The 26,840-nt window shown below is 36.3% G+C and carries 18 protein-coding genes and 1 pseudogene; 7 read left to right on the forward strand and 12 right to left on the reverse strand.

The annotated features are described in order from the left end of the window. Window positions 1-22 precede the first annotated feature (22 nt). The 3 genes from MHH96_RS02315 to MHH96_RS02325 form a co-directional block, all read right to left on the reverse strand. Entirely contained in the window at window positions 23-1,279 is a 1,257-nt protein-coding gene (locus MHH96_RS02315) for an ABC transporter substrate-binding protein (RefSeq protein WP_061798139.1), read from the reverse strand. A 60-nt stretch (window positions 1,280-1,339) separates the two neighbouring features. Next, window positions 1,340-2,545 carry an ROK family transcriptional regulator gene (locus tag MHH96_RS02320; protein WP_047944475.1) on the reverse strand — a complete coding sequence of 402 codons (1,206 nt, stop codon included), beginning with the start codon at window positions 2,543-2,545 and terminating at the stop codon, window positions 1,340-1,342. Between the two features lie 511 nt (window positions 2,546-3,056). Next, complete coding sequence (locus MHH96_RS02325; RefSeq protein WP_341116551.1) at window positions 3,057-9,020, reverse strand: lamin tail domain-containing protein; 5,964 nt, start codon at window positions 9,018-9,020, stop codon at window positions 3,057-3,059. Between the two features lie 223 nt (window positions 9,021-9,243). Between MHH96_RS02325 and MHH96_RS02330 the strand changes: the two genes are divergently transcribed. The 3 genes from MHH96_RS02330 to MHH96_RS02340 all read left to right on the forward strand — a co-directional run bounded on the left by MHH96_RS02330 (window position 9,244) and on the right by MHH96_RS02340 (window position 11,756). Beyond that, window positions 9,244-9,579, forward strand: a complete 336-nt coding sequence (locus MHH96_RS02330) for a PadR family transcriptional regulator (RefSeq protein ID WP_047944476.1) — start codon at window positions 9,244-9,246, stop codon at window positions 9,577-9,579. Then, entirely contained in the window at window positions 9,572-10,543 is a 972-nt protein-coding gene (locus MHH96_RS02335; RefSeq protein ID WP_047944477.1) for a permease prefix domain 1-containing protein, read from the forward strand. The genes MHH96_RS02330 and MHH96_RS02335 overlap by 8 nt, the downstream gene beginning before the upstream one ends. Window positions 10,544-10,877: 334 nt before the next feature. Then, complete coding sequence (locus tag MHH96_RS02340) at window positions 10,878-11,756, forward strand: VanW family protein (RefSeq protein WP_341116553.1); 879 nt, start codon at window positions 10,878-10,880, stop codon at window positions 11,754-11,756. Window positions 11,757-11,823: 67 nt separating this feature from the next. Here MHH96_RS02340 and MHH96_RS02345 read toward each other — a convergent pair whose 3' ends face one another. The 8 genes from MHH96_RS02345 to MHH96_RS02380 form a co-directional block, all read right to left on the reverse strand. Then, window positions 11,824-12,828: an ABC transporter permease gene (locus MHH96_RS02345; protein WP_061798146.1), complete on the reverse strand. Its 1,005-nt coding sequence runs from the start codon at window positions 12,826-12,828 to the stop codon at window positions 11,824-11,826. A 4-nt stretch (window positions 12,829-12,832) separates the two neighbouring features. After that, the gene (locus MHH96_RS02350) at window positions 12,833-14,341 is read right to left on the reverse strand and encodes a sugar ABC transporter ATP-binding protein (protein WP_047942134.1); all 1,509 of its coding nucleotides are present in this window, start codon (window positions 14,339-14,341) and stop codon (window positions 12,833-12,835) included. A 120-nt stretch (window positions 14,342-14,461) separates the two neighbouring features. Then, on the reverse strand, window positions 14,462-15,400 hold the full coding sequence (locus tag MHH96_RS02355) for a sugar ABC transporter substrate-binding protein (RefSeq protein ID WP_251689147.1): 939 nt from the start codon (window positions 15,398-15,400) through the stop codon (window positions 14,462-14,464). A gap of 67 nt (window positions 15,401-15,467) precedes the next feature. Beyond that, complete coding sequence (locus MHH96_RS02360) at window positions 15,468-16,505, reverse strand: Gfo/Idh/MocA family oxidoreductase (protein WP_173427264.1); 1,038 nt, start codon at window positions 16,503-16,505, stop codon at window positions 15,468-15,470. 302 nt (window positions 16,506-16,807) lie between these two features. After that, on the reverse strand, window positions 16,808-17,800 hold the full coding sequence (locus MHH96_RS02365) for a LacI family DNA-binding transcriptional regulator (protein WP_047942131.1): 993 nt from the start codon (window positions 17,798-17,800) through the stop codon (window positions 16,808-16,810). 169 nt (window positions 17,801-17,969) lie between these two features. Beyond that, the gene (locus tag MHH96_RS02370; RefSeq protein WP_047942130.1) at window positions 17,970-18,953 is read right to left on the reverse strand and encodes a ring-cleaving dioxygenase; all 984 of its coding nucleotides are present in this window, start codon (window positions 18,951-18,953) and stop codon (window positions 17,970-17,972) included. A gap of 577 nt (window positions 18,954-19,530) precedes the next feature. Then, window positions 19,531-20,748 carry a cytochrome P450 family protein gene (locus tag MHH96_RS02375; protein WP_047942129.1) on the reverse strand — a complete coding sequence of 406 codons (1,218 nt, stop codon included), beginning with the start codon at window positions 20,746-20,748 and terminating at the stop codon, window positions 19,531-19,533. Window positions 20,749-21,038: 290 nt separating this feature from the next. Beyond that, the gene (locus MHH96_RS02380) at window positions 21,039-21,833 is read right to left on the reverse strand and encodes a nucleotidyltransferase domain-containing protein (RefSeq protein WP_341116558.1); all 795 of its coding nucleotides are present in this window, start codon (window positions 21,831-21,833) and stop codon (window positions 21,039-21,041) included. A gap of 588 nt (window positions 21,834-22,421) precedes the next feature. Between MHH96_RS02380 and MHH96_RS02385 the strand changes: the two genes are divergently transcribed. Both MHH96_RS02385 and MHH96_RS25580 read left to right on the forward strand, forming a co-directional pair. After that, the gene (locus tag MHH96_RS02385; protein ID WP_141231683.1) at window positions 22,422-22,685 is read left to right on the forward strand and encodes a hypothetical protein; all 264 of its coding nucleotides are present in this window, start codon (window positions 22,422-22,424) and stop codon (window positions 22,683-22,685) included. Between the two features lie 15 nt (window positions 22,686-22,700). Next, a pseudogene (locus MHH96_RS25580) lies at window positions 22,701-22,868 on the forward strand (helix-turn-helix domain-containing protein); the annotation flags it as partial. A 65-nt stretch (window positions 22,869-22,933) separates the two neighbouring features. On the opposite strand, the gene MHH96_RS02390 reads toward MHH96_RS25580, so the two are convergent. Then, window positions 22,934-24,763, reverse strand: coding sequence for a hypothetical protein (locus MHH96_RS02390; protein WP_061798158.1), 1,830 nt, complete (start codon window positions 24,761-24,763; stop codon window positions 22,934-22,936). A 229-nt stretch (window positions 24,764-24,992) separates the two neighbouring features. Here MHH96_RS02390 and vanR point away from each other — a divergent pair, with 229 nt between their 5' ends. Beyond that, window positions 24,993-25,685: a VanR-ABDEGLN family response regulator transcription factor gene (vanR, locus tag MHH96_RS02395; protein WP_047942123.1), complete on the forward strand. Its 693-nt coding sequence runs from the start codon at window positions 24,993-24,995 to the stop codon at window positions 25,683-25,685. Continuing rightward, window positions 25,678-26,772 carry a sensor histidine kinase gene (locus MHH96_RS02400; RefSeq protein ID WP_082138317.1) on the forward strand — a complete coding sequence of 365 codons (1,095 nt, stop codon included), beginning with the start codon at window positions 25,678-25,680 and terminating at the stop codon, window positions 26,770-26,772. The genes vanR and MHH96_RS02400 overlap by 8 nt, the downstream gene beginning before the upstream one ends. The last annotated feature ends 68 nt before the right edge of the window (window positions 26,773-26,840 follow it).

Consider the following 26,840-nt stretch of genomic DNA (forward strand, 5'->3'; position numbering starts at 1 on the left):
GGAAATTACATTTAAAACCAGCTTAATCCTTCTGTTCTTCTTCCAAAATCGCATTCATTTCAGCAGCAATTTTATCTAAAGCCTCATCAATCGATTTTTGTCCTAAGAAGGCACCTTGGATTTCCGTTGTTTCAATATTTTGCCATTCTGATGTTTTTTCGGAAACTGGATATGGGACTGCTTTTTCAAGCGCATCTAAGAATATTTGTAAATCAACATTCGGCAGAGAATCTAACCAAACCTTACTAATTTCCATATGGGCTGGTGTAGCAAATCCTGTCTCAGCCATCACCGTTGTTCCTTCTTTATTAGATAAGCTTTTAATTAGTTCCCAAGCCAAATCTTCATTTTTTGTTTTGCTATTCATTGCCCATCCAATACCATGGACAATGGATGTATCTACTTTTCCTTTCGGCAGGGGCGCTACCCCTAAATCCTCTCCAAGAACCTCTTCATACTCAGCTGCATGAACAGAAATTTCTGGAGTCATAGCCACCTTCTGAGACATGAACCACTGATCTGCATCTGTTTCGATTTGTGCCTGCACGGTCGGAGAAATCTTCTTTTCAATTAATCTATTCAAAAATGCAAATGCTTCTTTTGCTTCTGGTGTGTCAAATCCAGACTTTGTTTTGTCTTCACTGATGACATAACCACCTGCTTGATGCATTAAGTTATAGTAGCCTGATTGATTTCGCACAACTTGATTTAAATAGCCATAGACTCCTTCGTCCGGTTTTGTAAGCTTTGCACCAACTGTCTCTATGTCTTCCCAAGTCCAAGTTTCATCAGGGTAATCTACGCCTGCTTCATCAAACAATTTTTTGTTGTAAAATAGGCCAATAGAATCTACAAAATATGGAGCAGCATATAGTTTATCTTCATAGGAATAAAGATCCACAACGGCTGGATAATAATTTTCCTTGGCGAACTCTTCGTCTCCTTGAAGAAATGGTTCTAAATCTTTAATCAAATCAGAAGTTACATATTGATAAAAGTTGGGGCCATTCATCCAAAAAATATCTGGACCACTACCACCTCCCAGACTTGTTCGCAACTTTGTCCAGTACTCCGCAAACGGAGTATAAGTAACTTTTACATTCACATCAGGATGTTCTTTTTTGAACGACTCAATCGATGCATCAACAGCAGCACTAACATTTTCATCCCATAATGCAACTTCTATCGTTTTCTTTCCATCACCCGATGACTTCCCGCCACATGCCACAAGCATGATGGAGATCAACACAAAGATACAAAGGCTTAATAACTTTTTCATAATACCCCTCCATTTTCCCTCTAATAATGACTGAATATTCTTTTAATACCTTTCCACTCTTTATAATTGAAAACGAAATTTCCCTTGAAGAATGACCGCTGCCGCTCCCAATAAGTCAAAATCCGAACCCAAAGAAGTACTTTGAATGTTTATGTCCTCTTTTAATATAGGAATCACCATTTCAGATAATTTCTCTCTTATCTTTTTGATAAATAAGGGATTATCCTGTACGACTTCTCCACTTATTATGATTATTTCTGGATTTAGTAAGTGAATCGTATTAGAAATTGCAATCGATAAGTAGCTGATAATTTCATCAAGAATTTCGATACTTAACTTATCATTCCGTTTAATTGCTTCAATAAAAATTTCAGGGGTAAGTTTTCGGACGTCATTTTCAATTAAATTTTTTATTAACGTATCACGCCCTTTAGTTAGGATGGAGGAAACGATACTGGAATAAATAGCTGGCCAGTTTACATAGTTTTCTAGACATCCATTGTTTCCACATTCACACTTTGAACCACCTGGGACAACAGTTGTATGCCCAATTTCTCCAGAGCTTCCTTTGAATCCACGATAGATGGTCCCATTAATCATCAAACCGGATCCTACACCATCTCCTATAGTGAGATACATGATATCTTTATAGCTGTTAAAAGAACCAAAATAATATTCTCCCACCGCAAATGCATTTACATCATTATCTAAAAAGGTTGGTAAGTTAAACTTTTCTTCTATCATTTCTGTTAGCGGAACATCATAAAGCTTAAGTTTGGTGTTATAACCAATCATCCCGTTATTGGAATCTACAATGCCAGGAGTTATGATGGAAATCCCTTCGCAAAACTCTAATCGGTCATTCCCTGCGACAAACTGTTCCAATAAGTCTATCAAAAGCAAAATAATATCATCACCTTGAAGCTGATTTACTGGATGAACGTTCTTCCTTAAAATTTTTCCTTCTAAGTCCATGTCAGCCATTTTGATATAAGAATTAGTGATAGATATAGCTATAATGGAATGCTTACTCGGGTTAAAGCGAAGTAATACCGGCTTTCGCCCGCCACTGGAATGACCAACACCATCTTCAATTACCATGCCTTTACGAATTAAATCATTGACAGCTGATGTAACGGTAGTAGGGCTTATTTTTATTTCTTTTGCAACCTGACTTCTTGAAATCGGTCCTTTTTTTCGGATCGTATCTAAAATAATGGATCGATTTAATTCTTGTATGAGCTTTAAATCCCCTGTTCTTTGCACAAATGAAATCCTCTCCCTCTACTTACTTTTACCAATGACTTTAAAAAGAAATGAAAATGCTACTTGAAATGAAATATAAATTAGTTCGACTAGGATGAGTATGGTAGGAAATGAATGGGGAATCGTGGTATAGGGAAAATTCTATCAACTTACTTTTTCTAGTGTCGTTATTAAGTATGGAAAATAAATATCTTGTGTTGTAAATATGTTTTTCATAACCATCTAAATATTCGATTTTTCAAACGATAACTGTTTTTATTTCTTTTGACCTCCTTTTATAACCGTAAGATTTTAATGAAGAGCGAGATAAGTAAGGGAGCTGAAAGGTTAATATTCGTGAAGATAGTGTAGATAATTCCAATATATTATTATCATATTGAAAATAGTACATTTTATAGTTAAAGAGCGATAGTTTTAATAAATAGATTCTACCGCTCTTTATTGTTATTGATAAATGATTATTAGAATTCCCTGTAGTTAAACCGCAAATAGGAATAAATGGAACCAGATCCTATATTTCTCTACGTATTCTACTCCAGTAAGCAACTACCATTCCTCCAATTAATAACACTAATCCTACCAGCATAATTGTATAATTTGCTGTAGCTGTATTCGGGAGTATGCTGGACTGATTATTTTTTGGTTCACTTGGATTGGTAACACTTGAATTCGGCTGTGTTGGCTCTTCACTTCCTCCATCATTTCCTCCTGGAGTCGGCTGTGTTGGCTCCTCGCTTCCTCCATCATCTCCCCCTGGATTCGGCTGCGTTGGCTTCTCGCTTCCTCCATCATCTCCTCCTGGATTCGGCTGCGTTGGCTCCTCGCTTCCTCCATCACCTGGTTCTGCTGGAATTTCTGGTGCCGGCTGGCCTTTGGCAAAAGACCAAATATCGGAAGTTACTGACCCTGTATAATGATCAGAAGCTACTACGTACCAATCATATACTTGCCCTTCTTTTAGATTCTTCCATGCTATTTCAGCAATCTCGCCACTTGCTACATTTTCTTGCTTGCCGATTTCTTCCTTTGTATAAACATTTACTGCAAAGTAATCCGTAGCGACTTGTTTCTCTTGGACTGTTAAATCTAAATCAATAGCCAATTCATCTTTCAATGGATACTCTATTGGATCATAGAAATTATAATCATCTAAATATGGTGAATACGTATTAATAAGAATTCTATTATTCTTTTGATCAAAATGAAGTAGTTTCATATAGCCTTGCCCGCCTTCTGGACCACCTTGATAGTCGCCAAGCATTTGGTAGACTTTTCTATCGGCTTTTCCGTCCTGATCATCATCCACTTCACTGATTAATGTCTCCGAATCATGATAATGTCCACTTAATACAAGAAAGACATTTTCATTCTTCTCTACTATCTTCTGGAAAATTTCTTCCCCAATCGGGCTTCTATTTCCGGAAACTAATAAGTATTCATGAAAATTAAGAATGGCTTTACGATCTGGATATTGTTTTAGTACATCATTTATCCATTTCATATCCTCGTCGTTTACTCCCCAGCCCATATATACCATGATAAAGTCATTTCCACCAGCAGAAATCAAATCATAATGACCACGATTATTCTTGTAAGATTCTCCGTAAAATGGCTTATCTTTAAACCGATATTCTCCGAACCATTTAGAGAATTCTTTGTAGTCATTAGATAATTGGTTCACATCATGGTTTCCGGCAAGCACGCCATAGGGAATTTTATTTTCTTCTAACGTTCGCATATATTCATCTGCATACACCCATTGTTTCTCATCATTAAACTCGTCGACAACATCACCAGTATGCATGACATATTTAATTTTCATCTCTTCTTGTTTTTCCGCAATCCATTCTGTTTGTCGCTTATAAATATATGGATAGCTCTCTGCATAATATTGCGTATCTGACATCCAAACAAATGTATAATCATATTCATCTGGTGTGCTTGGAATTTCATCTTGAATTAACACATTAACTTTATTCGCCTCATCAGCAAATGCCCTGACATCGACGTTTGCTTTTAATGTGAAATCTTCAGGACCCGCAATTTTATATGTTAGTAGCTTCCATTTATTTTCTTGAATGCTCCAAGCATACATGGAAACCTTTCTTCCTTGCAGTGATTTTCCGTTCCACACTAGCTCCACTTTATCTTGATTACTAATAGAAGGATCGAGCGCTACTTCAAAGCGATGATAAGGGAATTTAGTACTTGAATTCGTTGTTAGATACTTTCCGTCTAAGGAAGAAATCGCTGAAACATCCTTAGCAGTTAATGCCTTTTCCCCTGCTGGTGCCAGCTCAACTGGTGGTTCTGTGTCACTAGCATTTTCAAATGATTTTACTTTACTATCCGATGCTTCATATTTATATCCTTTATAATACGTAACATCCATCGAATCATTTGTTGGATCCGTTACCTTTACCTTCAATTTCGGATTGCCTTCGACTGGTGCTGCTGTGTTATTAGCTGGTGCAATTAATTCTGGCTTATTGGGATTTTCATTTGTCACAGAGAAGGAAATATCGGATTCTCCTTTATTGCCTGCCTTATCTACTGCGACCATTTTTAAGGTATGCTTTCCTGGAGCAAGCTTGGAAGAAGCCGTATCGAATGGTACCTTTATCTCCTCTTCATCAAGGGTTACTTCCAGTGATTCTACACCAGCAAGTGTATCTTCTGCACTCGCTTCAATGGTAAAGACACCCTTATATTCTTTCTCTGCTTCTATATTTGTTTTAATTACTGGGGCTGTATTATCTACTTTTACAGTAGCAGCTGCTTCCCTTTTTCCATCTGTTGCTTTAATACTATAAGCTCCATCAGAAACAGACGTAGTGTCCCAGACATAGGCTTTTGCTTTTGACTGCTCTTCTGTTATCGTAAAAGTAAAATCTTCGAATGGACGATATGTGCCATCATCCCCCATATCGAATACTTGAGAAGGATCCGCCTTTTGAGGGTCTCTAATAACAGTACCATCAGCTAAAATTAACCTTACATTTCTTAGATTATAATCATCTCTATTTTCTTCACTTTCTTCTAATTGGAATGGAGAAGCCTTATTCCCCGAGCGAACGGTAATAATATTTTCTCCGACGGCTAATTTATTAGGGTCAATCGGAATCGTAAAAGTTTTCCAATCAGAATTATTATCCTTATCCAAAAGGTGGATTATTTCCTCTCCCATTGTAATAGCATTTTTGAAATACATATTCAAACCGCTAATATCAACAGCAAGATAAGCTTGTGTCTCTAATGTGCTGTAGGTGCTTTCCTCTACTTTTTTCCCATCAATAAAAAGTTCTACATCCGCAGCGGCTGTTTCTTTGGATACTGCTTTTAAGATTGCTTTTCCAGTTAAAATATCATCATCTTTAACATTTAAATAGATAGGTGCATTGCTTATTTCATTTTTAATAGTAATGACATATCTTTCGGATGTTACCTCATTTTGCCCATCTGTGGTAACGAAATAATATTCGATTTTCTCTTTCGCAATAAAGTTAGCTGCCGATAAAATAGTGGCATAATATTCGCTGTCGCTCGCATCTACTGTTAATAATATTTTTTCATAATCTGTTTGATCATTTGTACGATAATACAAAAGCACAGATTTAATTCCCTTATCATCGGTTGCTTTTGCTCGAATGGTTAAATCATTCATCTGCTGAATTTCTTGAACATTCGTAGCGTTGATGAGAGTTGGCGGAACCGTATCATCCTCTACATGAACTGGCTCGTTCGGCACTTGTGACGGTTCTATGGAGCCAGGTGTTCCTAATTTTGTTTTCGAACTAATTTTGACCGATTGCGTGGAGCCATCCTCCGGGAATTTATAAAGAACGCCCATATTCATTGCCGTATCTAATTGCGCTGCCTCATCATTATAATAAGCAACATTTATCTCTTCTTTTGTATTCGTGGCAATTACTAGACCACGCATACTTCCATTGGCCATGCCATCACTTTTAATACGAACAATATCTTTATTTTCGACAAGGTTTGTCCCATAATTCGCATTAAAATCAGCTACTGTTTTATCCCCATTTTGAGAATTAATCACCCAGAAGACAAGAGTGCCTTGCGGTTCGATTATCGTATCATCTGGTACAGATGGCCAAATCATATCTGTATTAGGGTCTGCATTATAGCGATATTGAATTTTATAATCCTTGAAGTTTATTGCCTTATCGGTATTATTATAGATTTCGATGTATTCATAGCCATCTGCAGTCCCGACATTAGCACTATCAGGCACTATTTCTGTAATAAGCAATTTCGGAACTTTGGTAAAATCAATATCCGTTTTCTCCACCGAAATTGTATATTCTTCGGTTTTGCTTTCGTTGATTCCATCACTAGCTGCCAAATAATAAATAATGTCTCCATCTATATCTGCTGCTGGTATAGTTGCTGAGTATTTCCCTTGCGTATCCTTTAAAAGAGATACAGATTTAAAATTTTCATCCGCTGATTTTTTATACTGTAAAGTCACAATTGGGTTTGCTGTCTCATTATCCGTTACCTTTGCTTCTACTGTAACAGCCGTAAATGCTTTTGCTGTTTTCATTGCTTGATGAGAAATGACCGGTGGTTCCGTATCTTTCGGAACATCAGGTAGATCCACTATATTAGTTGGAACTTGGTCTGCTTCTATTTTCCCAGGTGTAGGATCTGCTAATACTTTATACTTAACCATTTCCGTTCCCGCTTGAGGAAATTGATAATGAACCACTTTGCCATTATTATCATTTTCAGAACCTAAATAACTAGCTGAAATCGTGATATTCCCTTTGGCATCTTTGATTTCAAGAGCACGATTACCCCCATTCGCGAAACCTGGGAATGTTTGATCTGTAAACATTACTACTTCGTTACTTGTAAGATTTGCCCCATACTCTTTATTAAAATCAGCTAATGTTTTATTTCCATTATTAAACCAGAATACAAGCTTCTCTTTTGACTTTATTTCAGTTGCTGGTAATGGAAAGAGAATCGGCTCTCTCGAATTATCCGTATATACATAGTAGAAAGTGTAACTTGCTGTGTTCAATGTTTGGTTGGAATTATTATATAGCTCAAAGTATTCGTAATAATCTGTGCCTCCTCCCATTGAATTAGGAGCAAGTTCTGTGATTAAAAGGGGGCGATCGCTATATGTATCTTGCACTGGTTCCTTCTCTGGTTCTTTTTCTAATTCGATTGTATATTCGGATGTTTTTGATATATTCATGCCATCTGAAGCTTCCAGATAATAGACTACTTTGCCCAATGCAGCCTCTTTAGGTATGCTGGCTGTGAATTTTTGTGGTTGGGCTGAATCTTGTTTCATCTCTAATACCTTTAACTCTGTGTCTGTTTTACCTTGATAATACAAGGTAGCTGTTGGATTTTTTCTATCATCTACAATAGTGGCTTCGATAGAAATTGCCTCTCCTGCTTTCATGGTTGTTTTTGCTTCATGCGTTATGACAGGAGCTTCTGTATCTTTAGTTTCGGGATTCACTGGAACTTGCTCTGCTGGTACTTGTCCATCACTTAATGTACCTGGTGTTGGGGCAGCCTTAACTTCCTGCTTTACCATCTCTGTACCTTCAGTTGGAAAAGCATAATGAACATCTGCACCTGTATTGTCCGTTTCACCTGGTAAATAGTTTGCTGATACTACTTCCTGCCCTGCAAGGTTTTTTATTAGGACACCTCGATTACCACCATTGGCAAAACCTGAAAAATCCCCTTTAATGGAAATTACTTGTTGTTCTGTTAATGAAGTACTAAAATGCTTGTTGAAATCCTCTACTGAAAGTTCCTTGACATTAAACAAAAGAACAATGGTTTCTTGGGGTGCTAGTGTGGCTGCTGGAATAGACATTATTTTATCTGCTGTATTACCGCCTATGTATTGGTAATAAAAATAATAGCTATTTAAGTCTATTGGCTGATTAGTGTTATTATAGACCTCAATAAATTCGAAGTTATCGGTTCCTTTCGAATCAGGAGCTAGCTCGGTAATAAGTAATGGCGGTAGTTTTGTGTAATCAACAGATTCTTGTTGATTCTCTGCTTTCTCCTGATTTTGTTCCGTATTATTTGTTATTTCCTCTTTTGCTGGTTCCTTCTCTTCCGTTTCCTGAGGCTTATCCACTTCCTCTATTACTGATTCTTCCTTTTGTTCAGCAGTCAGAGTTGATTTCTTCTCTTTGGAAGTAGATGAGGATTCATTTTCATGCTGATCCTTTTCCTCTACTTTTTCTTCTTCGACTGTTTCTCCCTTCTCTTTGTCGGTTGTAGTCTCAGGTACTTCTACCGTGTTATTTTCTACTGTCTTTGGCGGGTTTTCCTCTACTTTTTTACCAGTTGGTTCTGCCGCATACATCGTTAAACCTGGAAAAATAGGAAAATAGGTTGAAAAGAAAAAAAACCCCATCACAAAGATGACCAAAGCCCTCTTTGTTATCCTCTTTTTTATAGTCACAAGCTCATTCCTCCCTTAAGGTGATTATCCTACTCAGTCAAATCATAGAGCTCCTATTTTAAGGAACCTTTAAGCAAGTATTAATAAACATAAAATTTATGTAAAGAAAGGGAAATCAGAAATTTTTAACATTTTTACTTCACCTGTCGTAGTATATATGGTAAAGTATAATTACTACGACAGACATAGTATGATAGATGAAGTATTTGGAAGGGGTGATTTTTTGATTAGCAGTGATGTCATTCGCGGATATAATGACACCATCATTCTTTTTTTACTATTAGAAAAGGATTCTTATGGTTATGAAATTTCAAAAGATATACGAACATTAACTAACGAAAAATACATTATTAAAGAAACAACCCTTTATTCTGCGTTTAATCGATTAATCAAAAATAACTATATTCATTCCTATTACAAAGAAGGAGAATTTGGAAAAAGAAGAACTTATTACACCATAACGTCAGAAGGCAGAAAATATTATCAGGAAAAATGCCAAGAATGGTTCGTAACCCAGGAAGTAATTAACTTATTTATTAAGGAGGGATATAATGAATAGCATTATAAATTATTTAGACAATGTCTTTGCCAGCTTACCAAAAACTTTAGAAATGGAAACACTGAAACAAGAAATGCTCTCAAATATGGAGGATAAATATAATGAATTAAAAAAGGCTGGAAAAATGGAACATGAAGCAATTGGGATTGTCATCTCTGAATTTGGTAATATGGATGAACTGTTAAGTGAGCTTGATCTTCCCTTAACCGAGGAAACATCATTAGAACGCCAACTTACTGAAGAAGAAGTAACAACTTTTTTACAAAAAACAGCAAAGGCAATGAATTTTATCGGTATCGGTGTGATGCTGTGTATACTTGGTTCCGCCCTGCTAATTCTCAGCCTTCAAATGTATGATCAAGGATTGCTGAACGGCATAACCGAAAACACAGCCACTTTAATCGGTGTTGCTCAATTACTTTTATTCGTAGCAATCGCTGTTAGTTTATTCATTTATAGTGGCCAGCTGTTAGAAAAATATAAATTTATGGAAAAAACAGCTAGTTTTGAGCTTTCCATTCCTTTAAAAAAGAAAATAACGGCAGAAAAAGATGCTTATCAGCCAATCTTTTTTCGTTCCGTAACTATCGGTGTAGCATTATGTATTTTATCCCCAATTGCAATACTAGTAACCTCTGGTATCAGTGATCAAGCAGCGGTTTATGGGGTCTGTCTTTTATTAGCCTTTATTGCAATAGCAGTATATCTATTTATTATTAGTGGCGGCAAAAAAGATGCATATGAAAAGCTGTTAAAAGTTGAAGACTATTCCTTCGAAAAAGAAAAAGAGGATAAAGTAATCGGTGCCTTTGCAGCGGTTATCTGGCCACTAGCTGTTGTCATTTTCTTAATTACTGGCATCGTGTATGGAAACTGGCATATCAATTGGATTATCTTCCCAATAGCTGGACTGCTAATGGCCATGTTTAGCGGTGCGTACACCATTATTAAAAAAGATAGATAGAAAAACGGTTATTGTGAAGTCATAGCCTCACAAAAACAGGTGGATATCAGCCAAACTCGAGGGCTTATCAGCCAAACTCGAGGGTTTATCAGCCAAACTCGAGGACTTATCAGCCAAACTCGGGGGTTTATCAGCCAAACTCGAGGACTTATCAGCCAAAGTAGAGAGACTATCAGCCAAAGCAGCATCCAAAAATGTCTCTCTGCTTCTTTACAATCTTCGCACTTTCCAAGTGAATACCTCTACTACCTCATTAAAATTACAATTAAGTACATTAAATAAAAAAACAAACACATATTAATGAATAACGGAGATCTTTACGGAGGTATTTCTTATGTATGTTCATTTTTTACTCGGAGTGCTGCTATTTTCTCATTCTGTACTTTTATCAGGTGATTTTATTAAAGCAACAGAAAGTATATCACAACCTAAAGTTAAGAAAGAAGAAAATTTTTTATGGAAGTCCCCTGGTTTACCTGTTATCCATACAGATGAGTTCAATAAAGTAATGGATGAAATAGATAAAAAAGTGTATATCGCACCAAAAGATGCTGCCGTCAATAAATATGGAGGGATTGTCCCTGAAGAAGTTGGTTATCGTCTGCATCGAGTTAAATTTATAGAGCAAATGTATGCACATTATTTTAATGATACTTCTAGTAACAAAGGGTACCCCCTAGAAGTGATTTATCCTAAGGTAGATAGTGAATTGTTAGAAAGTATTCGCCGCAAAAAAATAGGCAGATATATAACATCTTTTAACAAGGGAAATAAAGAACGGAGCATGAATATTTCCCTAGCTACAGAAGCGATTAATAACAGTGTCATTTTTCCAAATGAAAAATTTTCCTTTAATCAAATTGTTGGGAAAAGGACTGTGGAAAAGGGATATTTACAGGCTCCTGTAATTATTCATGGGAAATTTTCAGAAGATATTGGCGGTGGAATTTGCCAAGTTTCCTCTACCCTTTTTAATGCTGTAGATAATGCGGGATTAAATATCATTCAACGATATTCACATAGTAGAAAAATCTCTTATGTTCCGCCCAAGCGAGATGCCACCGTCAGCTGGGACGGACCAGATTTTGTTTTTGAAAATAACTACGAACTTCCCGTCCTTATTCAAGCCAAAATGTTAGGACATCATTTACTCATAGAGATCTATTCAGCAGAAACTATTTCTTATCAGCCTAGAAAAGTTCCCTATCTATAAAGGGCAAGCACAGGGACGGTTCTTGTGAGAAGGATTCAACTCTACAAGAACCCTCCCTTCATTTCCTTTAATCTTTTTTTGATCTTCTTTGTCTGATAACATCTACGAATACTGCTGCTATAATAACCACCCCAATTACGGTCATTTGAAAGTCTGCTGATACGTTCAAGAGGTTTAATCCATTGCGGAGAACGGCTATAATCATGGCTCCAATTAAGGTTCCCCATACGGTTCCAACTCCACCAAAGAAGCTGGCGCCGCCTATAATTACTGCTGCAATAGCATCTAATTCATACGAAAGGCCTGCAAGTGGAAAGGCAGAATTTACTCGCCCCACCATTACTAATCCTGCAAGTGCGGCCATAAAGCCACTTATGGAATAAACAATGATTAGGACTCTGTTTACATTAATTCCTGATAAGTGTGCAGCTTCCTTATTACCGCCAATTGCATAAATATATCTTCCTGTTTTCGTACGGGTTAAGAAAAGATGGAAGATAACATACATAATAAGAACCAATACGAAACTAACCGGAATAGGACCGACAAACTCTCTCCCCAAAAATTGAATCAAATAAGGAAAACCAGCGATTGGAGCTGCTGCTGTGATAATAAGGGCTAACCCTCTCGCTATATTCATTGTTCCTAAAGTGGATATAAACGGATGTGGTAAACGCAGCTTTGTCAGCATAATTCCGTTTAGCCAGCCAAAAAATCCCCCCACTAATAAACATACTAAAATTCCAACTACAGGAGGAACTCCCATATTCACAACCACGACTCCCATTACCATAATGGATATAGCAAGAATAGACCCAACAGATAAATCAATGCCCGCTGTTAAGATCGGCAGCAGCATCCCGAGTCCTAGTAAAGCATTAATAGAAGATTGACGAGCAATATTCATTAAGTTATTTAGTGTCAAAAATCGATCGGATAAAAACGTTAAAATAATGCTTAGTACAACTAAGCCAATAACCGCACCAAATTTATCTAAATAATATCGGAATGATTTTTTTCTTTCCTGGGCCTTAATTTCTGCCTGCACATCATTTATCGCTGCTTTTGACATACTATCACCCTCCTGTAGCTGCTTTCATAATCGTTTCTTGTGTCGCTTCTGTTCGATCTAAAGTAGCAGTTATCTTTCCTTCATGCATGACAATAATACGGTCACACATACCAAGAATTTCAGGTAAATCTGAAGATATCATTATCACAGTCGCACCGTTTTCTACCAGCTGATTCATTAACCGATATACTTCTACCTTCGCTCCAACATCAATCCCTCTCGTTGGCTCATCAAAAATAAACACCTTTGCTTTCGTTTCCAGCCATTTTGCAATCACAACTTTTTGCTGGTTTCCTCCACTTAGTTTTCTTGCATTTAGCTCCACATTATTCGGCCTGACCTGAAGCTCTTGAATATATGAATTGGCCACATTTCTAATTTGCTGAAGATTGATCAACTTTGATTTTTTTCCTTGAAAGCCCTTCATATTAGCTAATGCGATATTAAAATCAAGCGGCTGATCCAATAGCAAGCCTTCACTTTTACGATCTTCTGTAATAAAGGCAATTCCTGCATTGATAGCATCTCTCGGTGTTCGGATGGAAACTTCTTTTCCTTCTACAAAAATCTTCCCCCCATCTTTTGGATCGGCTGCAAAGATCGCCCTCGCAAGTTCTGTTCTGCCCGCACCCACCAAACCAGAAAATCCAACAATTTCTCCGTGATTAACATGAAAATTTATTGGATGAAGAGTCCCTTTCACTGTTAAATTTTCAACTCGGAACCCCTCCTTTCCTAATGGAAAATTCTTCTTCGGATATTTTTCATCTAATGACCTTCCAACCATTAACTCAATCCATTGATCGCTACTAGTTGTTTTTACAGGCAATGTCTCAATTTTATAGCCATCTCTTAAAATGGTTACTCGATCCCCTATTCGCTTAATTTCTTCCAAGCGATGGGATATAAAAACGATTGCCATTCCCTTTTTCGTTAAATTCTCAACTGTATCATATAATTGTTCTACTTCTGCCCCGCTTAAACTCGATGTTGGCTCATCCATAATGAGTAATTTTGCATCCAAAGTTAGGGCCTTCGCAATTTCAACAAGTTGCTGCTGCCCCATTCCTAATTCACTTAATTCTTTATCCGCAATCGATGGGTCCTGCCCAAGCATTCGTAAATATTCCTTCGCTTTTTCATGCATGCTTTTTCGATTTAAAAAAGATAATTTTCCCTTGTTTTTCAATTCTCTCCCTAAAAAAATGTTTTCATATACTTTAAGCTGTGGGATAACGTTTAACTCTTGATAAATCGTGGCAATGCCTATCTTCATAGAATCGACAGGGGAATTGATGGAGACTAATTGATTCTCCCAATATATTTCTCCGCCATCTTTCTCATATGCACCAGTCAAAATTTTAATTAATGTTGATTTTCCGGCACCATTTTCTCCTAATAGAACATGGACTTCTCCCGCCTTTATTTCGAGATCAATCCCTTTTAGGACATGATTATTTGAGAAGCTTTTTTTAATCCCTTTCATCACAAGCAATTGTTTCCCATCTTCCATACTTGTTCTCCTTTCTAAGCTTCTATTTCCATGTTTTCTAGTTACGAAGATATCTGTTATAAAGAACATTTATACGAATTCATCCTCAAATAGACAGTAGAACTCATATAGTTACTTTCATTATTTTGCGATTCCTTCAAGGAAATCTAATTTCTCCTGCGCATTGTCAGACGTAATGATATCAATTCCACTATCGATTCTTGATTCTACTTTTTCCCCCTTCATTGCTTTAACAGCATTTTCTACCCCTTTATAGCCCATTTCATATGGATTTTGGGCAATAGATCCAGCTAAATCTCCATCTATAATCGATTGAATTGCTTCAGCAGTTCCATCTGTTCCAATAATCGGAAGTTTAATTCCCTTCGACTCTGTCGCACGTAACGCCCCTATTGCCATATCATCATTTGCCGAAAATATCCCTTTAATATTAGGATTATTTTGCAAAATATTTTCCACTACTGAATTAGCTTTTGTTTTATCACTATCTGCAGGCTGCTCAGCCACAATAACCATTCCTGCTTCTTCTAGAGACTCTTTCGCACCTTTAATACGTTGATCCATTGCTGTATTTCCTAACGCTCCACCAAGCAGAGCAACTTCATCTCCTTTTTTTAGGAAAGAAGCAAGCAGTTTTCCGCCCTCTTTCCCTGCTGTTAAATTATCTGTACCAATAAAAGAAGTTTTTCCAGAAAAATCGGCGTCCGTATCAATAAAAAGGACCGGCACATTCGCTTGCTCTAACACTGGTACGACAGTATCTGGTTGGGTTGGAGATACAACAAGTGAACCTATCCCTTGGTTTAAAGAATCCTCAATCATGTTTACTTGTTCCATAATTTGTGACTCAGAAGCAGGTCCCACAATAGTAACATCCACACCTAAGTCTTTTCCTGCTGCCTTCGCTCCTGCTTCTACATACTTCCAGTAAGGACTACTCAATGTTTTCAATACAACCGCAACGCTTCCATCTTCCCCGCTTCCGGATGCACTCTTGCCACATCCCACCATCGCAATTACTAAACCAATAATCGTAAGCAACAAACCCAATTTTTTCATAGCATATACCCCTCTATTCTCGATTATTTTTTTTTATAGTAATGACAATAAAGATGAGCTGAACCAATTAATCTATATTTGCAATGGCACTTTCTTCCTTTGCTAATGAGACCGGTTGTTGTGTTAGATAAGAAGATCTTGCTGCATAAGAAATTTGAAGCGCTTTCAATCCGTCGTAAGCTGTAACGGAAGCATGTTTATTTTCTCGAATGCCTCGAAAGAAATCATCTAATTCTAAATAGTAAGCATCTGCGAATCTTTCTGGAAAATGAGGGAGAATATTATGTGTCTTACCTGCCTTTGTAAAGATATGAAGATTATGCTGCTGTAAGTTATCTCCTACCACTATGGTTCCTTCTGAACCAATAATTTCGGCGCGAATATCATAGCCATAGTAAGCATTTCTGCTAGCTTCAACATCGCCAGCTGCACCTGATTCGAACTCTATATAGGAAAGCGCTTGATCAATATCGTTATATTTTTCCACAAAAGGATATTTAACTACTTTCCCATTAGCGGAAACCTTGCTGATTTCGGATGCTAATAAATATCTTGCTATATCAAAATCATGAATAGAGACGTCCACAAAAATTCCGCCGCTGTTCTGAATAAAGCTTTCGTGAGGACAATCTGGATCCCTTGATATGCCTTTGAAGTAAAGCGGTTTCCCAATATCTCCAGCAAGTATCCTCTTTTTGGCTTCTGCGTATGCCGGGTCATATCTTCTCATAAAGCCTAATTGGCAATATGTATGATTCTTATCAATTAAACTAGTAATCTCTTTTGCCTCCTGTATATCAATGGTCAATGGCTTTTCCACAAAAATCTTTTTATTAGCAAAAGAAGCCTGCTTTAAAAATTCAAAATGGGTACTTGTTGGCGTAGCAATGATAACGGCTTCTATCGTCTCATCTTGAAATATCTCCTCTGCATTTGAAGTGAATTTAGGAATCTCTAACTCCCTTGCTACTTTCTCCGCTCGGATTATATCAATATCAAAAATAGCAGCGACTTCTACATGTTGAATTCTTGTTGATGCATTTACAGCATGCCAATATCCCAATCTGCCAATTCCCATAACAGCACATTTTGTTTTTTTATTCACCTAATCACTCCCTATATACTGTTTAATCTTTGAATCCCCTTAGTTCTTCATTATTGAACAGATACAACCATAAAGTATTAGAGTTATAAATCCCCTCCTTTTTCTACTTTAGATTTGGTAGTTACATAGATGATTGGTCATACCAAAAAATTTTTGGTAAAACGCTTTCTTTTGCAGCTAGGTTCATTTTAGCTGATAATCCCATTTATTGCAACATGATTTATTAAAAAAGTTCCCATGATTTTTTCATTATTTGAGTAACTATTGAGCAACTTTGATGTCAACTCATTTTACATTTCGTATCACAACGTAGAATCGCGAATGATTAATTCGGGAGTAAATAGTAGACGCTGTTTATATTTACTTGGCTGCTCCATTTCTTCCATAAGCAAATCGACTACTTTCGAAGCCATTTCCTGAACAGGCTGTGCTATAGTCGTTAATGCCGGGGTAATAACCGTTGATAAAATAGTATTATCAAAGCCAACCACCGAAAGTTTATTAGGAACTTCTATGTCTAAATTCTTCGCTGCTTTAATAATACCTGTTGCTAATAAATCATTACTTGCAAAAATAGCTGTTGGTCTATTCTCCAATGAAAGAAGCTTCATCGCAGCTTCATAGCCCCTTTGATGAGTAGCCTCTGTATAGATAACATATTCATCATATAAAGGGAGATCATATTCTCCTAAAACATCTTTATAACCTACTACCCGTTGATGATTACTTCTAATTTTCTCGGCTATCATGGCAATTCGCTGATGTCCTAGCTGCACTAAATGAGAAGTGGCTAAATAACTCCCCTGATAGTCGTCAACTCTGACGGAATGAATGGGAAGCTTAGGAATATCAGAAGCAATCAGTACAACTGGCAATTGCTGATTTTCAATCACTTCTGCCAATATATCCGTATTATGAAACTCAGAAGCTATAATTAATCCATCGACACGCTGTCTAGTTAACAAGGATAAATAATTTTTTTCTTTTTCTTCTTCATTATCAGTACTGCACATCATGACATGAAAGCCAAGTTCTCTACTTCTATTTTCTACTTTCCGCGCAACTTCTGCATAAAAGGGATTGGATATATCAGAAATAAGAAAACCAATTGTTTTCGTCTGCTTTCCCGTTAAGGCAGAAGCGACCACACTTGGTTGGAAATTCAATTCCTTCATAATGCGTTTGACTTTTTTCCGCGTTTCCTCACTAATACGTCCCGTATTATTTATAACTTTCGAAACAGTAGAAATAGAAACCCCAGCTTTCTCTGCCACTTGATAAATCGTCGTTTTCATTACACTAACCCTACTTTCCTCAAACACTATAAATTTAAATATAGTATAAGATAATCTTATTTGCCAGAGTGATGGATCTTGTGAGGACAGTAAATATATGATTCTAAATATAAAAAAGGCTGGTTCTATTGAAGTCATTAACCTCTATAGAACCATCCCTCTGTTTGCTTTACAAGTATTCTTTCTTGATTTCTATATTACTGCGCACGGTGTTTATTGGTCTTACGAGCTTTTCAATTTTTTCACGGTTTGGTTCGAGAAATGGTGGTAAGGATAATTTTTCTCCTAATGTTTCATATGGCTCGTCTCCCATAAATCCAGGCCCATCTGTTGCTAATTCAAATAAGATTTGCGGTGCAACATTGGAATATAAAGAACCAAAATAATAGCGCTCTACAAAACCGGAGTTTGGCAATTTAAAACTGCTCAAACGTTCTTGCCATTGATCTAATTCACCACGATCTTCTACTCGGAAAGCAGCATGGTGAACGGTACCAAACCCTTGTCTTGCTTGTGGAAGAATGGTGTTAAATTCTACGATAACTTGGGCACCATTTCCTCCTTCACCCATTTCAAATAGATGGAATGAACCCTCTTGAGAAGCTTCTTTCATTAAAAACACTTTTTCTAATACTTCCTTAAAGTAATCCAAGTAAGCAGTCCGAACAAATATTGGTCCTAATCCTGTAATCGCGAATTCTAATGGAACTGGTCCATTTTGCCACGGAGTCCCTGATGCAACTCCTTCATTTTTTTCATCTGAAATCAGTTGATATTGCTGGTCATCAAAATCTACGAATGACAATGTCTTTTTCCCAAACTGTTCTTGAATTCCTTTATGCTTCACTTCATACTTATCAAAGCGTTTTACCCAATATTCTAAAGCTGCATCTGTCGGCACTCGGAATGATGTTTTGGAAATCTCATTTGTGCCGTGCACTCCTTTTGGTATTCCAGGAAAATCAAAAAATGTCATATCCGTACCTGGACTGCCGACATCATCCGTGAAATATAGATGGTAGGTTTGAATATCATCCTGATTTACTGTTTTCTTAACTAATCTTAGCCCTAATACATAGGTAAAAAACTCATAAATTTTTTCGGCACTGCTTGTAATTGCTGTAATATGATGAAGTCCTTTTAACTCATTCATTATTTATTTCCTCCTATTAATTATCTCGAAATTGAGATATTTATATAAAAATATAATTAATTAAGATATCTTTAATTCGAAATAATTTTATCACTTTATTACTTTTTGGTCAATAGGAAAGAATTTCTATCGTGAAAAGAAAAAGTCACTTCTTCTTTTGTTTATAATAATGGAGGTATATAAGGATGTTTGGATATTATGACAGAAATTATTGCAGACAAACTGTTATTTACTGCGCCCTCTAAAAGTTAAAAAGGCAATAAATACATTCTGTAGAGGTGCTTATGGATTATATCAGGATGGTCCAAGTGTAGAAGAGTATAGTCAACATTGTCAGGGATTTGCTATTTTAACTAAAACAGTTGGGAAAGAAAATAGTTAGTACTACTGATTTATGAAGTTCACTGTTTTATCCTCCTCCCTTAGTAACTCAAAAAAATAGATTCAATTCGATAAAGAACTGTTTCATTAATAAGTATAGTAATGTTGGAAATACTGTTGCTTAAAAGATTTGGCAGCCCATATTGCAACCAAATCTTTTAGGCATAGTATTTATTACTTTTTCCAATTATATACTTCAAAAAGTAAGCGGAATTTCTTTTGCTCCGCGAATAATAATCCCAGGTCGCCATTCAATTGTGTTTAAATCCTCTTTTAATTTTATTTGCGGTATTTTTTTCAGCAGTTTATTAATCGCAATTTCACCTTCCAGTCTTGCGAGTGGAGCTCCCAGACAGAAATGAACTCCTTTACCAAACGCGATATGGGTATTAGCTTCACGGGTTATATCAAATGAATCTGGTTCAATAAAGTGATTATCGTCACGGTTGGCAGCTGCTAATGCTATAAATACCATATCCCCCTTTTTAATATGCTTTCCTTCAATGATGACATCCTCTGTTGCAAAACGGACATTGCTAACTTCGGCAGGACCGTTATATCTCAATATTTCTTCAATTGCACCATGAATAAGCTCAGGGTGAGATACTAATTTTTCTTTCTGTTCAGGATGTTCTAATAAGGCAAGAATACCATTCCCAATAAGATTAACAGTTGTTTCATGACCGGCAATGATTAAAACGAAAACAAGTGCATATAATTCATTTTCACTTAATACATCTCCTTCATCCTCCACACGCAGAAGATCACTAATTAAGTCATCTTGAAGATGCCTTCTTCTTTCGGCAATTAATTCCTCTAAATACTGGATAAAGGAAATCATCGCGTTTTCAGTCTTTTGAGAAAGCTCTGGATTACTAACTCCTTCCATGATCACATTCGACCATTCCCTGAATTTTTCCTGATCTTTTAAGGGAACACCCAGCATTTCGCATATAACAATAATAGGAAGCGGAAAGGCATAGTCCTCTATCAAGTTGATTTCTTGTTTATGCTCAACTTGAAAAAGTAACTCTTCTGCAATTTCCTCTATTCTTCCTCTAAGATTCTCAACCATTTTTGGTGTGAAAGCCTTTTGGATTAAACGTCGTAATCGGCGATGATCTTTCGGGTCTACACTAAGTAAGTTTCTGGAAATTATTTCTTGGTGTGGAGGCAGATTTCCTTTAATAGAAGAGTGGACAGGATAATTTGTAACAAAACGAGAGTCAGCTAACAGTTTGGCGGCATCTTTATATCTTGATATAATCCAGGCAAATTGTCCATTTGGCAATAGAAATCGATGTACCGGATCATTTTTACGAATCTCAGCATAGGCTGGATATGGATTATCGATAAATTTTGTGTTTAGGAAATCAATTTTTGAATTATTGCCATTATGGTTCAGTATAGTCATTAAATGTTCCTCCTCATTTAATTAATCTTATAATTGATTTTAACTTTTTACCCCAATTAACAAAGAAAGAATGCTGCTCGGACGATAAAGCCCATCCCCTATTGTTTGTTCTGCAACGAAACTTAAACAGCATCATAATTCCCACAACTTTATTCGTCCAGGTTAATTTCATTTCATATGAGTTTTTATTGATGACTTCTAAATTAGTGTAAGTAAATATTACCTCTAAATTCAATTTTGTAATAATATCAGTATGTTTAATATTCCTCTATCACTCTATTTAAATCTCATTACCATTCTGCTAGAACAGGGCGATTCTTATACCACCATAATTCATTATCATCAATCGATCTGCTCAAAATAGCTGCCGTATCATTTGATACATTCCAATCACAAAAATTTAAGATAGAAAATACAAAATCGTTTTTTGTATCTTCATCGAGTTTTTGTAAAAATAAATTGGCTTTATTTGCAATATCTTGCGGTTTTTGATCCAGTTCTCTGAGCGTGGAAATTAATCCCTTTTGACAAGGAAATAGTTTCTCATTGTAAGCTAGTAACATTCTTGAACCAAACAAAACAATGTCCGTGGCCGCTCTTGTTTTTAAATAGACATTATTTGTGATGATAGCCTGTTCCCAAAAATAAAAGTTATTTAGCATGAGAGCACTGTAAAATAATATTATTTTTTCTTCCTTTTCCCAGACTGGATAAATAGGGATTTTCTTAATTAGCTCAACTATTTCAGAATCATGGGTAAATATACATTGGGCTCCTACGAAGGCATTTCGAGTAGGTTCACTTCCAACTTTAGAAGCTTGGATGAGATAATCTTTTGTAAAGTATTTTATGTCAAAATAACCCTTCTCATAAGTGCAGTTATCCGTAATTACTTCTGAAAGCCTATTTTGTTTTGTAAGTTCCTCATACTTCTCATCACTAACAATTAACATGATATCTACATCAGAATCTATTCTTTCTTTACCTTTTGCAACCGATCCTCCTAAAATGGCAGCTATGATTTCTAAATTATCTTTATATATATTAATGAAATTGTTAATGGAATCTTGATGATGTTTGTACATACAATTATCACTCCCTTTTTTATTTTTTACTAACTATATTCCATCAAAGTATATGTAGTTCTTGCTGTTTTAGAAATTCCAGGAAAAAACGCCCTTTCAATAGAAGAAGATCTAATAACATTTAGCTTCATGTTATCCTGTCCTTTCTAATTTCAAATTAATTGATTGTATTGGTAAAAACACCAATAAGGAATTCGAAATATAATGTTAGCGCTTTCTTATATGTTATAACATTTTATTATTTTTCAATTAAAAAATATGGTGTTTTCATTTTATTTTTAGAACTTCTTTTTTATCATTTATATTATTATTGCAATTTTTATATAAGCTTTTATACGTGCTTAAACAATGCACATAATTTTTCTGGCGAAAATATGGACTAACTAGAGCTCTAGCGAAATGGACAAACGATTTTCAATTACTTTCTGAATTAGCTCCATTGCATTTAACACAACGCTATCTGATTGGATTCGATTTACTCCAATCGTGATTTTATGAGCTCATAACACATCGAATAAAAGAGAAGGCTTATACTTGCTTCCTTCCTTTTCAACAAATGGCAGAAGTGAAACTCTCTGGATTTCCTGCATGTCATTTAAATACTTTGTATACACATCTGTACAAACCGAATCCTTAGAGCTTTCATTTTGGGATATCCAATTAAGCTTTTTTTCATTAATTAATCTCTTAGAATCTCAAGGAATTGCAAAAGATAGCAGCTATGTGATCGCAGAAAAGGTTGTTCAGTTTTTACGAGAAAATGATCATCTTCCTCTAACAAACGATACATTAACCGCTCATTTTAACATACATGAAAATACAATATCTAAATACATGAAACTATTTTATTAATTCACCGCATTAGAGTATTTAAATTCTTATCGGTTAGAGCAAGCAAGAATCTTACTATTAAAAACAGATAACACCATTCAAACAATTTCAGAAAAATGCGGCTTCACATACAGCCAATACTTCTCAAGCATCTTCAAGAAAAAATATTGCATTTCTTCTTTAAACTACCGAAAAAAACATTAAAAAAAAAAAGCAAAAAGACGGTTCTAATGAAGATATCCCTCACTAGAACCGTCTCTCTGCTGTTCTCATCTCACCAACTGCTTGGCCAATTTCCGTTCTTCTTTATCTTTTGTTGTGCTGATTATAGTTCTAAGGCTGTGTTGTATTTCTGGTAACTGCCTTATAGCTGGGGACCATTCTGCCAACACACTTAATCCCTGCCAGCGTAAGCTCTCATTTTTAGTTTCCAGTGCTGCACGGACTAATGGAGCCCCTACACCCTCAAATTCATGTAAATCTTGAATAATATACTCTAGACAATACTGTTCTTCCAGCGATAAACTGGATATAGAAAAATGTGTTTCTGCGAAGGCACAAAGATCTTGAATAGACTGTAAATCCCTTGTTTCCATGATAGCACCATACAATATACTGTTTGTCGGCTCTTTCTTCAGCTTTTCAAATAATAGTGCCGTAATGTCTAATTGATAGAATCGAGCTATCTCCATTGCTCGGAAATCTACCTTCTCGCTCGATTGTAATACATCCAATGCCAGCTGTGACCATTTAGGGTTGTCTATGAACGGTTGAACAGCTTCTTGAATTGCCCTGCGTTCATGCGGCTTCCATTGTCCATTTAATCGCTCTTCCCAAATGTCATCTTCGGCATGAACAAATTCGCTTATTTTCATTATCGGATAAAAATCCTCCAAGCTTTCACAGTGGGTTGCGGCGTGGTGAAGGAAGCGAGTCATTACAGCACTGGCGTAAGGATATTGATCCATGCCGTCTTGATTTTCATCGTCTAATAAGCCTTCTATAATCATAGCCGCTCCCGTGTATAGCTCCTTGGAAATATTCACTTCGTAGAGCGCAACATCTAGCTCTCCCTTTACTGCACAACGATGCGCTAGGAAATCAGCAAATTTCCTATTTTCACATCCTTTTGTAAGCAGCCAATACTTCATTTCTGGCGTTTTCGCTTCCACTAGCTCAATCGCTGTCATTTTACCAATCCCTTGGACAGATTGAACTAGTTTCCATATTTGATCATTTACTCCCTTCCCTCCGCTTCTTATAGCGAATATAGCATATGGGGTAAACTCATCGTGCAAGCCGATTGTATATAAGAGCTCCTGATATTCCTCACAGTTCGTAAACCCGAGAACCAGAATAGCAAATTTAACAACATCTCTATGTGCAGCATGCTCTAATAGCCATAATGCCTCTTGCTGTGCCATGTGTTCATCCAATTCTGCTTGCCCTAACTGGTCAAGAAGCTCATCTCGATAGATGGCAATATGGTCAAAAATAATTTGATCATATGTCGCCTTTCTTGTTTTTATAGTGGGTTGTTCCAGCTGTTCTTTAAAAAGCTTCATCAGCTTACTCACAAAAAATGGCGTTTTCGGTTCATTCACGATTATATCAAATAACCCTGGCTCCAATGGTGGATTATCTTCTCCAAAAAAGTACGTATCATCTGGTAGAGTATTTTCTACTATTCTATTATTTTCTAGAACTTGTCGTTGAATAAACGGAACTATTTTCTCTTTATGGTCCCAGGGCAGAAATTCAAGTTTTTCGGATTCCTGCAGAACAGTCTCATTATCAATTTTGATGCTGCAGTTTAAACTTACGTAGCCACCAATTTTTACAGAGACTTTATGCTTTTTCCCATCTTCCAAAGTGAGGACTCCCGATAGCTTTGTATAAGGAATAATATGCGATAGTATTGATTTCCGTTTATTTTGGGCTACCGTTATCCCGTCAATGATAAGCAACTCTTCTTTCATTTGATTGATCACTTCTATCACATGTCCTTTATAATGAACGGTCCAACTCTTTTGAACCTCTTTCTCTATATCCTTTTTTAAATTCCGCATTTCATGTTTTAATTCATCTTTAAAGCCCATGCCATTCCTCCTCTTTTTTGAACACAACAAAAATGGATAGTTTAGTATATTCACCCATATCTACCCATATTTCTATTAAATACTATCTTTCCCTTTTAGGAAAGACTTTCAGTAAAAAAAGACGCAAAAGGACAGTTCCCCTCTCGTCCTATTATTTGGTATAGTAAATTTATATTTCCACTCCACATCCCTAGCATTTATCATGTTTAAACCAAAAAGGAGATAGAAAATGAGTCGAAAAATACTACTTGTTGAAGATGAAGAGGATCTGTCGAAATTATTAGAGCTATATTTAAGAAATGAAGGATACATCGTTACAACCGTTCATGATGGGCAGCTTGCCTTAGAGTATATTGAAAATACAGAGTACGATCTAGCCATATTAGATGTAATGGTACCTAATGTCGATGGGTTTGAATTATGCCAGAAAATTCGAGAAAAATACTACTATCCCATCATTATGTTAACAGCCAAAATAGAGGATTTCGATAAAATTACCGGTTTAACAATTGGTGCTGATGATTATATTACGAAACCTTTTAATCCTCTCGAGGTAATGGCTAGAGTGAAAACTGTTTTGCGTCGTTATACGAGCTACAACGAAAAAACAGGAAAACAGCAGGTCGAGGAGCATGATATTAGAGGATTAAAAATAAACAAAGCAACCCACACCTGTTCTTTATTTGGGGAACCAATCGATTTAACTCCAATTGAGTTTTCCATCCTGTGGTATTTAGCCGAAAATCAGGGCAAAGTCATTCCCTCTGAAGAACTGTTTGAGAATGTTTGGGGAGAGAAGTTTTTAGAAAACAACAATACGGTTATGGCACATATTGCGAGACTGCGAGAAAAACTCAAGGAGCCTGTCAAAAAGCCGAAATTTATTAAAACCGTTTGGGGAGTGGGGTATAAAGTTGAATAAACAAGCAAAGCAAAAGCAAATTAGCCATTATTTAAGAATTCGTTTTTTTATCCTTGCACTTTTCTGCTTTGCGGTTATATTCCTCCTCTCTGTTCTCATCCTAAAAGCAGATAGTGAGCAACTCTTTAATGGGATGTTAGGGACCGCGCTAAAATGGCTTAGTAACCGAATTTTAACCCTCGCTCCACTACTTTTTATCTTTTGTATTATTGCTATTATTTATTTTCAGCGAAGACAATTAATAGCTTATTTAGCTACCCTTTCAGCAAATTTTGAGACAATAAGCTTGGAAGAAGATCAAGAGAAAGACCGTTTCCCGCTACCAGGCATATTAAAAGATACGGAAGAGAGCATAGAAAGATTGCAATTAGCATTACGGGAAAAGGAGCAGGCCAGGAAAGAAATTGAGCAGCGAAAAAATGATTTAATTGTTTATTTAGCACATGACTTAAAAACACCTATTTCCTCCATTATCGGATATTTAACACTGTTGCGGGATGAGAGAAGCATTTCAGATGAGATGCATCAAAAGTTTATCCAAGTTACACTCCATAACGCAGAGCGGTTAGACGATTTAATCAATGAGTTTTTCGAAATTACCCGCTTTAACTTAGCTAATGTCTCGTTAAATTACAGCAAAGTGAATATTTCCTTTATGCTCGAGCAGTTACTATTTGAGCTGCAGCCAGCCTTAAAAAGGAAAAATGTAACGTATCAGTTGGACGGAAGCAAGGATGTAGAAATCGTTTGTGACACAGAGAAGATTCAACGAGTATTTGATAACCTCCTTAGTAATGCTGTGCATTATAGCTTGGAAAATAGCAGCATCATTGTTTCCGTTACGCAGGATAACGGTAATGCTGTGATTCAATTTAGCAATCAAAGTTATCCAATCGAACAAGAAAAATTAGATCGGATTTTTGAACAATTCTTTCGTTTGGATACCTCTAGATCCTCTAGAAATGGCGGCACAGGATTAGGATTAGCAATCGCTAAGCAAATTATCGAACAACATCATGGTACCATTACGGCGAAAAGCGAAGACCAACATATTCTATTCAAAGTCATCATCCCTCTCACCGTATGAATTTCGTAAGAATTTTAGAAGAAAAAAAGAAGATAATTGTTAGATAGAGCAAATAAAAAGCAGCTTAT

Origin of the sequence: Niallia sp. FSL K6-0212 (assembly GCF_038007605.1) — a bacterium.
GTDB lineage: Bacteria > Bacillota > Bacilli > Bacillales > Cytobacillaceae > Niallia > Niallia circulans.

What these genes read in the sequence shown, in the direction of transcription:
- MHH96_RS02315 (WP_061798139.1), bottom strand. Translation starts at nt 1,279, where the DNA reads ATGAAAAAGTTATTAAGCCTTTGTATCTTTGTGTTGATCTCCATCATG.
- MHH96_RS02335 (WP_047944477.1), top strand. Translation starts at nt 9,572, where the DNA reads ATGAATAGCATTATAAATTATTTAGACAATGTCTTTGCCAGCTTACCA.
- MHH96_RS02340 (WP_341116553.1), top strand. Translation starts at nt 10,878, where the DNA reads ATGTATGTTCATTTTTTACTCGGAGTGCTGCTATTTTCTCATTCTGTA.
- MHH96_RS02345 (WP_061798146.1), bottom strand. Translation starts at nt 12,828, where the DNA reads ATGTCAAAAGCAGCGATAAATGATGTGCAGGCAGAAATTAAGGCCCAG.
- MHH96_RS02350 (WP_047942134.1), bottom strand. Translation starts at nt 14,341, where the DNA reads ATGGAAGATGGGAAACAATTGCTTGTGATGAAAGGGATTAAAAAAAGC.
- MHH96_RS02355 (WP_251689147.1), bottom strand. Translation starts at nt 15,400, where the DNA reads ATGAAAAAATTGGGTTTGTTGCTTACGATTATTGGTTTAGTAATTGCG.
- MHH96_RS02365 (WP_047942131.1), bottom strand. Translation starts at nt 17,800, where the DNA reads ATGAAAACGACGATTTATCAAGTGGCAGAGAAAGCTGGGGTTTCTATT.
- MHH96_RS02370 (WP_047942130.1), bottom strand. Translation starts at nt 18,953, where the DNA reads ATGAATGAGTTAAAAGGACTTCATCATATTACAGCAATTACAAGCAGT.
- MHH96_RS02375 (WP_047942129.1), bottom strand. Translation starts at nt 20,748, where the DNA reads ATGACTATACTGAACCATAATGGCAATAATTCAAAAATTGATTTCCTA.
- MHH96_RS02380 (WP_341116558.1), bottom strand. Translation starts at nt 21,833, where the DNA reads ATGTACAAACATCATCAAGATTCCATTAACAATTTCATTAATATATAT.
- MHH96_RS02385 (WP_141231683.1), top strand. Translation starts at nt 22,422, where the DNA reads ATGTCATTTAAATACTTTGTATACACATCTGTACAAACCGAATCCTTA.
- MHH96_RS02390 (WP_061798158.1), bottom strand. Translation starts at nt 24,763, where the DNA reads ATGGGCTTTAAAGATGAATTAAAACATGAAATGCGGAATTTAAAAAAG.
- vanR (WP_047942123.1), top strand. Translation starts at nt 24,993, where the DNA reads ATGAGTCGAAAAATACTACTTGTTGAAGATGAAGAGGATCTGTCGAAA.